At 71.1% G+C, this 8,696-nt stretch carries 8 protein-coding genes and 1 pseudogene; 8 read left to right on the plus strand and 1 reads right to left on the minus strand.

Annotation, left to right across the window (positions count from 1 at the left end):
* On the minus strand, nt 1–626 hold a 626-nt coding region (locus JNL41_RS08040), incomplete at its 3' end, for a glutathione S-transferase family protein (RefSeq protein ID WP_293473822.1).
* Nucleotides 627–762: 136 nt separating this feature from the next.
* On the opposite strand from JNL41_RS08040, the gene JNL41_RS08045 reads away from it, so the two are divergent.
* The 8 genes and pseudogenes from JNL41_RS08045 to JNL41_RS08080 all read left to right on the plus strand — a co-directional run.
* Nucleotides 763–972: a hypothetical protein gene (locus JNL41_RS08045; protein WP_293473824.1), complete on the plus strand. Its 210-nt coding sequence runs from the start codon at nt 763–765 to the stop codon at nt 970–972.
* A 199-nt stretch (nt 973–1,171) separates the two neighbouring features.
* Nucleotides 1,172–1,855, plus strand: a complete 684-nt coding sequence (locus JNL41_RS08050; protein WP_293473826.1) for a response regulator transcription factor — start codon at nt 1,172–1,174, stop codon at nt 1,853–1,855.
* The gene (locus JNL41_RS08055; protein ID WP_293473828.1) at nt 1,852–3,204 is read left to right on the plus strand and encodes a HAMP domain-containing sensor histidine kinase; all 1,353 of its coding nucleotides are present in this window, start codon (nt 1,852–1,854) and stop codon (nt 3,202–3,204) included. The genes JNL41_RS08050 and JNL41_RS08055 overlap by 4 nt, the downstream gene beginning before the upstream one ends.
* A 91-nt stretch (nt 3,205–3,295) precedes the next feature.
* A complete protein-coding gene (greA, locus tag JNL41_RS08060) occupies nt 3,296–3,769 on the plus strand; it encodes a transcription elongation factor GreA (RefSeq protein ID WP_293473830.1) in 474 nt (157 codons plus the stop codon).
* A 99-nt stretch (nt 3,770–3,868) separates the two neighbouring features.
* A complete protein-coding gene (locus JNL41_RS08065; protein WP_293473832.1) occupies nt 3,869–4,840 on the plus strand; it encodes a mitochondrial fission ELM1 family protein in 972 nt (323 codons plus the stop codon).
* Between the two features lie 132 nt (nt 4,841–4,972).
* On the plus strand, nt 4,973–7,624 hold the full coding sequence (locus tag JNL41_RS08070) for a calcium-binding protein (protein ID WP_293473834.1): 2,652 nt from the start codon (nt 4,973–4,975) through the stop codon (nt 7,622–7,624).
* Nucleotides 7,625–7,706: 82 nt separating this feature from the next.
* The gene (locus JNL41_RS08075) at nt 7,707–8,426 is read left to right on the plus strand and encodes a glycosyltransferase family protein (protein WP_293473836.1); all 720 of its coding nucleotides are present in this window, start codon (nt 7,707–7,709) and stop codon (nt 8,424–8,426) included.
* Nucleotides 8,423–8,696 (plus strand): annotated as a pseudogene (locus JNL41_RS08080) (UDP-2,4-diacetamido-2,4,6-trideoxy-beta-L-altropyranose hydrolase); the annotation flags it as partial. The gene JNL41_RS08075 and the pseudogene JNL41_RS08080, both read left to right, overlap by 4 nt.

An 8,696-nucleotide genomic window follows, 5' to 3' on the forward strand; every position in this document is an offset into this window, starting at 1 on the left:
CCCCGCTGGAACAGCTCCGGCGGCCAGGTCGCGTCGGCGGCGCGCTGGTAGGCGTCGCGGGCGGTGAGGCGGTTGTTGTAGTCGAGAAGCGCCGGGTGCTCGGGCAGCACCTTGCGGAACATCAGGAAGCTGATGGCCCCGCCCAGAACCACGTCCGCGGCCGAGAACGCCTCGCCCAGGAGGTGCTCGCGCCCGTCCAGCGCGCCGACCAGCACCTGGACCATGTCGTCGAAGGTCCCGAAGCTGTGCGTGTAGCCCGGCAGGTCGATGTTGCTGGTGTGCAGCGACGCGACCGGATCCACGACGGCGCTCGCAAACACCATCCACTTCAGATACGCGCCGCGCGCCGGATCCTCGATCCGCGGCGCGAGGCCGCCGTAGCTGTACCGGTCGGCCAGGTAGATCGCGATGGCCGGGTTCTCGCTGACCACAACCTCGCCATCGGTCAGCGTCGGGACCTTCCCGGCCGGGTTCAGCTTCAAGTACCAGGGCGCCTTCTGCTCGCCCTTGCGGATGTCGACCGTCTGCACGTCGAAGGCGACGCCCAGTTCCTCCAGCATCCAGTAGGCGACGAACGCCCGGCTGGCGGGCGAGTGATAGAGGGTGATCCCGCGCTTCGCGGCCATGGCGCTCTCCCGCGTCGGCCCCATAGCTAGTTCGAACCTTACAGATTTGCGAGGCCGCGGTCAGAAGAGCGCCAGTCCGACCGGATCAGATGTCCCTCGCCGCCGCCCCGGCGGCCGAAGGGAGACCCCCACACCCATGCGCAAGATCCTCATCTCCTCGGCGCTGATCCTCTCGCTCTGCGGCGGCGCCCAGGCGCTGGCCGCCACCAAGCCCGCCGCAAAGGCGCAGCCGGCCGCCGCGGCCGCCGCCGATCCGAAGCCCGCCGACTGCGCCAAGCAGTGGAAGGCCGAGAAGAAGCACACCCAGACCCGCAAGGCCTTCATGGCCGCCTGCACGAAGGCCTGACCGCCACCGACGAAACAGAGTTTCTCTTGGCCGGTCCGCATCTGCGTTTGTGTGTGGAACCGCCGGCCAAGGGGGGCGGCGGCGGGCGCATCGCGTCCCCCATCCGGGCGCCCGCCGCTTTTTCGTCCCCCGTCCCGTCCGGCCGCTATTTCGTCCCGATCGGGGTGCATAGCCCGCGCAAGCTTGAGCAGGAGCCGCCATGGGCGCGAAGATCCTGGTGGTAGAGGACGACGGCGGCACCGCCGAGACCCTGCTGAACGGCCTGCGCCAGGAAGGCTATACCGTCGAGCATGTGGCCGACGGCCGCGACGCCCTCTACCTCGCCAGCTCCGCGGATTTCGACGCCGTGATCCTCGACCGCATGCTGCCCGGCATGGACGGGCTGTCGGTAGTCAAGGCGCTGCGCGCCGCCGACGTCCACACTCCGCTCATCATCCTGTCGGCTCTCGGCCAGTTGGACGAGCGGGTGCGCGGCCTCCGCGCCGGCGGCGACGACTACCTCTCCAAGCCGTTCGCCTTCTCGGAGCTGTCGGCCCGGCTCGCGGCCATGCTGCGCCGGCCGGCGACGCGCCAGGAGGTCACCAGCCTCGCCTGCGGCGACCTCGAGATGGATCTGCTGACCCGCCGGGTGACCCGGGCCGGCCGGCGGCTCGACCTCCTGCCCCGCGAGTTCAAGCTGCTGGAGCATCTCCTGCGCCACAAGGACCGGGTGGTGACGCGCACCATGATGCTGGAGGAACTCTGGGACTACCGCTTCGACCCGCACACCAGCCTCATCGACACCCACGTCAGCCGACTGCGCAAGAAGATCGACGAGGGCTTCGACACGCCGCTACTGCACACCGTCCGCGGCTCCGGATACCGGCTCTCCACACACCCGTGAGGCTCAGACCCTGGATCTGGCCCGCCGTGGCCGCCCTGGTGGCCCTGGCCGCCGTCGTCCTGGGCCTGCTGCTGGTGGACCGCGCCGGCGAACGGGCGATCGCGCGCCAGCAGACGGCGATGGCCACCTCCGCACGCGACTACTTCGTCGCCTTCGCCCACGACGAAGGGGTGAAGGGGCTGGCCAAGGCGCTCAACCGGCAGGCGCGCGTCGGTTCGGCCGACGGCTTCCGCTACGCCCTGGAGGACGACCGCGGCCGCATGCTGGCCGGCGCCGACGTCGTGAGTTCGCTGGACGCGCCCGATACCGGCTGGCGCACCGTCGTCGAGCCGGACTCGTCGCCCCGGAAGCTCTGGCGCGTGCTCGCCCAGCCGCTGGGCGGCGGATACACCCTGATCGTCGCCGAGGACCTGTCGGCCCGCGACACCCTGCGCGACGCCGTCTTCCGCGGCTCTGCGCTGGCGGTGCTCCTGACCGCTCTGGGCGCGGCGGCGGGCGGGTTCGGCCTCAACGCCATGCTGCTCCGGCGCACGCGCGCCATCGCCCACACCGCCGAGCGGATCGCCGGCGGCGACCTGTCGGCCCGGGCCCCGGTCCGCGACAAGGGCGACGTGTTCGACCACCTCGGCGCGGCGGTGAACCACATGCTGACCCGCATCGAGGAGCTGATGACCGGCATGCGCACGGTCACCGACTCGATCGCCCACGACCTGCGATCTCCGCTGACGCGGATGAAGGGCGCCCTCTCCCGCGCCGCCGACCCCGAGGCGCCGCCCGGCCTGCGCGCCCAGGCCGTCGGCGACGCCCAGGCCGAGGCCGACCAGGTTCTGGCGACGCTGAACGCCCTGCTCGACATCGCCCACGCCGAAAGCGGCCTCTCGCGGGAAAACATGCAGCGCGTCGACCTCGCGGACCTCGTGCTCGGCCTCGCCGAACTGTTCGAGCCGGTGCTGGAGGATGCGGGCCAGACCCTGGTCGCGGAGGCGCCGCAGGTGCCGGTGCTGGCCCGCGTCCACCCCGCCCTCCTTCGCCAGGCGGTCGGCAACCTGCTGCACAACGCCGTGATCCACGCGGGGCCGGGCGCGACGGTGAAGGTGCGCGTGGAGGAGTCGGGCGCCGGGCGCGCGCGGGTGGTGGTCGCCGACGACGGGCCGGGCGTGCCGACCGATCAGCTCGGCCGGGTCCAGGAGCGCTTCGTTCGCCTGGAAGCGGCCCGCACGACGTCGGGCTCGGGTCTGGGGCTTGCGCTCGTGGCCGCTTGCGCCAAGCTGCATGGTGGGCGGCTGGTGCTGGGCGACAACCGGCCCGGACTGGTCGCCGCGCTGGAGCTGACCGACCCCCGCTCTTGATTCTTGCGCCGCACAATTCTAGTTTCTTCGCCCCCGGGTCGCGTGCGCCCGCGGCCGGGTTGGGGATAGCCAAGGCGAACTTCGAGTTACGATGGAAAAAGTCCCGATGACCGCCGAGGGCTACAAGGCTCTCGACGAAGACCTCAAGCGTTTGAAGACGATCGAGCGGCCGGCCGTGATCGCGGCGATCTCGGAAGCGCGCGCGCACGGCGATCTCTCGGAGAACGCCGAGTACCACGCCGCCAAGGAGCGCCAGGGCTGGATCGAAGGCACGATCGCCGACATCGAGGACAAGATGGCCCGCGCCCAGGTCATCGACGTGTCCAAGCTGTCCGGCAGCCAGGTGAAGTTCGGCGCGACCGTCTCGGTGGTCGACGAGGACACCGAGGAAGAGGCCCGCTACCAGATCGTGGGCGAGCACGAGGCCGACGTGAAGCGCGGCCGCGTGTCGATCACTTCGCCGATCGCGCGGGCGATCATCGGCAAGGAGACGGGCGACGTCGTCGAGGTGAACACCCCCGGCGGCGTGAAGGCCTACGAGATCACCAAGGTGGAGTGGGTCTGACCCACGCGCATCGCGCCAGGTGGATACCGGTTTGGCGATGAAGATCCGCGCGATCGAGGCTCCGGAGAGCCTGTCCGGACAGGACGGGCTCTAGGCCCGATGCCCGAAGGCGGACGTCCTCTCAGGATCTGGGCCGTCTCGGACGGGCGCGCCGGCATCGAGGCCCAGGCGCTGGGCCTCGCCGAGGCCGTCGCGCGGATCCGGCCCGCCCTCATCACGCCGAAGCGCATCGGCTGGCCCTATGGCCTCGGCCGCTTGCCCTGGCGGCTGATCCCGCCCGCCGCCCAGAGCGGCGATTCCGTCGAGCCGCCCTACCCCGACATCTGGATCGCGGCGGGCCGCGCCACGCTCCCGCTCTCGACCCGCATGCTGAAGCGGGCCGCCGGCAAGACTTTCGTCGTGCAGACCCAGGACCCGAGGGCGCCGCTCGACCGCTTCGACCTCGTCGTTCCGCCCGAGCACGACGGGCTGGCGGGACCGAACGTCTTCCCGATCCTCGGCGCGCCCAACCGCGTCACGCCCGAGCGCCTGGCGGTCGAACATGCCAGGTTCGCCGAGCAACTGGACGCCCTGCCCCACCCGCGGGTGGCCGTGATCGTCGGCGGCAGGTCCAGGGCGCACGATCTCCCGCGCGCCCGGGCGGCCGAAATGGCGGCCGGCATCGCGCGATCCGTTAACGCGGCCGGCGGCTCGGTCATGGTCAGTTTCACCCGGCGCACGCCCGCGCCCGCGCGCGCGGCGCTCGCCGCGGCGCTGTCGGCCCTGCCCGGCGTGATCTGGGACGGGACCGGCGACAACCCCTACTTCGCCTATCTGGCGGCGGCGGACGCCATCCTGGTCACCGAGGACTCCACGAACCTCGCCACCGACGCGGCCGCGACGGGTCGGCCGATCTTTGTTCTTCCGATGCAAGGGCATAGCGCCAAGCTTGCTCGCTTCCACGCCGAACTGGCGCGACGCGGAGTCGCAGCGCCCTTTGTCGGCGACCTGACGTCGGCGCCCTATCCGCCCCTGCTAGAAACCGACCGGGCGGCACGTGAACTGTTGCGCCGATACGACGGGTCGGCTTGATAGCGTCCACACGCTCAACCTGAGGCAATGGTTTCTTGCCGGGTCCGCCCGTCTCGGTAACCTTAGCTAAGGAATTGTGGATACGATCCCCGCCAAGGGACACCAACCTGATTCGTTTTTGGGGGCCGCACAGTGGCGACGTTCTTCTTCGAGACCATGACGCCCGACGAGGCGCTCAACTACGCTTTTGCCACCGACCAGATCATCTTCACGACCCCGGGCCTCTCGGCGGCGCAGGTATCGGTGATCTTCGTCCCCTTCACGGCGAACACGCCCGACTACATCACGCTCAATGCGCCCTTCAAGTCGCTGACGTTCAACGACCCGGGCGGCCTGCGGACCGGCGGCGCCAGTGAATCCGACTTCGCCTTCACCGACAGCTCGCTGCTGTTCGTGGGCACGCTGGGCGACGACAACCGCACCGGCACCGGCGGCGCCGACGGCATGTACGGCGGCACGGGCAGCGACACCCTCGACGGCGCGGTCGGCAACGACGTGCTGCAGGGCAACCAGGGCGACGACTCGCTCGTGGGCGGCACGGGCCTCGACGTGATGTACGGCGGCCGCGACAACGACACCATCAACACCGGGACGGGCGGCACGGTCGACCTGCGCCAGTTCGCCCAGGGCAACCTCGGCGACGACAGCATCGTGGGCGGCGCGGGCGCCGACCTGCTGCTGGGCGGCCAGGGCTCCGACACCATCAACGGCGGCGGCGGCGCCGACTTCCTGCTGGGCAACCTCGGCGACGACAGCATCCTGGGCGGCACGGGCAGCGACGTCCTGCAGGGCCAGGAAGGCGCCGACACGCTCGACGGGGGCGGCGCGGGCTCCGACTCGTTCGACGGCGGCGAAGGCAACGACAGCGTCGTGGGCGGCGCGGGCGCCGACACGATCGACGCCGGCAACGGCGACGACACCATCACCACCGGTGCGGGCCTGAACGTCGTCAACGCCGGCGCGGGCAACGACAGCGTCGTGGGCGGGGCCAACGCCGACAACATCGCCGGCGGCGAAGGCAACAACGTCATCCAGGGCGTCGGCGGCGCCAACACGATCACGTCCGGCAGCGGCAACGACTCGATCAGCTCCACCGTCGACAACGACCTGATCGACTCGGGCGCAGGCAACGACACGATCAGCGCCGGCGCCGGCGACAACACGATCAACTCCGGCGCGGGCGACGACCAGGTCACCGCGGGCGCCGGCAACGACGTGATCAACACCGACATCGGCGACGACGTGATCAACGCCGGCGGCGGCGAAGACACCATCAACGCCGGCGCGGGCGTCAACACGGTCGCCATGGGCGGCGGCGGCGGCTCCGTCACCACCGGCAGCGGGACCGACACCGTCTCGGGCGCCGGCCTCGACACCATCTACAACGTGGGCGCGGGCGCCGACTCGATCTCGTCGGGCGCGGGCGACGACGACGCCGACCTCGGCGACGGCGACGACATCTTCGTCGGCGGCGGCGGCAACGACAGCGCCATCGGCGGCGCCGGCAGCGACACCATCACCACCACGGGCGGCAACGACACCATCACCACGGGCGAAGGCGAGAACGTCGTCACGGCCGGGGCCGGCAACAACTCCGTCACCGGCGGCGGCGGCAACGACCAGATCACCGCGGGCGCCGACAACGACACGCTGAACGGCGGCTCGGGCAACGACACCATCGTTTCGGGCGCGGGGCTGGACATCATCCTGGGCGGCGCCGGCAACGACATGATCACCTTCACCGGCCGCGGCTCGGTGACGGCGGACATCGGCGACGACACCGTCAACGGCTCGGCCAGCAGCATCGCCAGCATCATCGACACGTCGAACGGCGACGACAGCATCAGCTCGGGCACGGGCGGCGACACGATCACCGCCGGGGCGGGCAACGACACCATCGTCGACGCCGGCGGCGACAACGTCATCCAGGGCCAGGGCGGCAATGACCGGGTCACGGCGGGCAACGGCAACGACAACATCACCCTGTCGTCCGGCAACGACACCATCACCGGCGGCGACGGGAACAACACCCTCACCGGCGGCGGCGGCAACGACCAGATCACCGGCGGCGCCGGCGCCGACAACATCATCGCCAGCAGCGGCAACGACACCATCGTCACCGGCGACGGGTCGAACACCGTCGAAGGCGGCGGCGGCAACGACACGATCACGGGCGGCGCCAATTCCGACGTCATCAACGTCGGATCGGGCAACGACACGATCTCGACGGGCGACGGCTCGAACACCGTCACGGGTTCGGGCGGCACGGACTCGGTCGTGGGCGGCGCGGGCATCGACAACGTCTCGATGGGCGGCGGCGCCGACACCATCGACGGCGCCGGCGGGAGCGACATCCTGAACGGCGGCGGCGGCGGCGACTCGATCGTCGGCGGCGCGGCGGCGGACAGCATCACGGGCGGCTCCGGGGTCGACACCCTCTCGGGCGGCGCGGCGGCGGACACCTTCTTCTTCGCCAGCGGCGACACGGGCCTCACGCTCGCCACCGCCGACCAGATCACCGACTTCGACGGCGCCGACCTCTTCGAGTTCGGGACCAGCGCGGGCACCGGTGCGAACTACGTCGAAGCGGCGGCGGCCGACTTCTCCGCGGCCCTCACCGCCGCCAACACGGCGATGGACGGCACGGTGATCTACGCGGCCTACGACATCGGCGCCGACGTGGTGGTCTTCGCCGACACCAACGGCGACGGTACGGCCGATCAGGCGATCGTCCTCGTAGGCGTCGCCGACCTCACGACGATCGGATCGGGCAACTTCATCTAGCCCGACCGACAATCCGGAATGCGAGGGCCGCCCTTCGGGGCGGCCCTTTGCTTTTCCTCCGCATCAGCGCATGTCGGGGCGGATGATCCTCGCGGTCCTCCAGGCCCGGATGAGTTCCACCCGCCTCCCCGGCAAGGTGCTGAAGCCGCTCTGCGGCCGCCCGATGGTGCTCCGCCAGATCGAGCGCCTGCGGCGTTGCGCCCGCCTCGACCGCCTGGTCCTCGCCACCAGCACCGAGCCCACCGACGACCCTCTGGCCGAGGCGATGGCGCAGGCCGGCGTCGCGGTTCACCGGGGCCCGCTGGACGATGTGCTCGCCCGCTTCGCCGGCGCGCTGGAGGCCTGGCCGGCGGAACATGTCGTCCGCCTCACCGCCGACTGCCCGCTGACCGATCCCGCCGTCGTCGACGCCACGGTCGCGCTCCACCTGGACAGCGGCGCCGACTACACGTCGAACACGCCGGACACGTTCAGCTATCCCAAGGGGCAGGACGTCGAGGTGATGACCGCCGCCGCGCTCCGCCGCCTCGCCGCCGAGGCGGCCTCCCGAGAGGCCCGCGAGCACGTCACCTGGGACCTCTACCACGGCGACCACGGCTACCGCGCCGCCTGGCTGACCAGCCCGGGCGCCGACGACGGCGACATCCGCTGGACCGTCGACACCCCCGATGACTACGCCTTCGCCGAGGCGGTCTACGCGGCGCTCTACCCGCAGAATCCCGCCTTCGTGTCGGCCGACATCCGCGCTTTCCTGGAGCGCCGCCCCGATCTCGCCCACTTCGGAGGCCATCGGCGGCTATGACCGGACCGCGCATCCTCTTCGTAGCGGACGCCGGCCCGTTCGTGGGCGGCGGCCACGTCATGCGCTCGCTGACGCTCGCGAGGGCGCTGGAGGCGCAGGGCGCCAGCTATGCCTTCGTGGGCCCGCCTGCCGTCGCCGAGTTGCTCGACGCCTTCTCGCCGGACAGCGTCCGCATCCCCGCCGAGGACCTGGCCGCCACGGCGGTGCGCGAGAGCTTCGACGCCATCGTCTTCGACCACTACGGCCTGTCCGAGCCCGACCACCGGGCCA

Origin of the sequence: Phenylobacterium sp. (assembly GCF_016793285.1) — a bacterium.
In the GTDB taxonomy this organism is placed as follows: domain Bacteria; phylum Pseudomonadota; class Alphaproteobacteria; order Caulobacterales; family Caulobacteraceae; genus Phenylobacterium.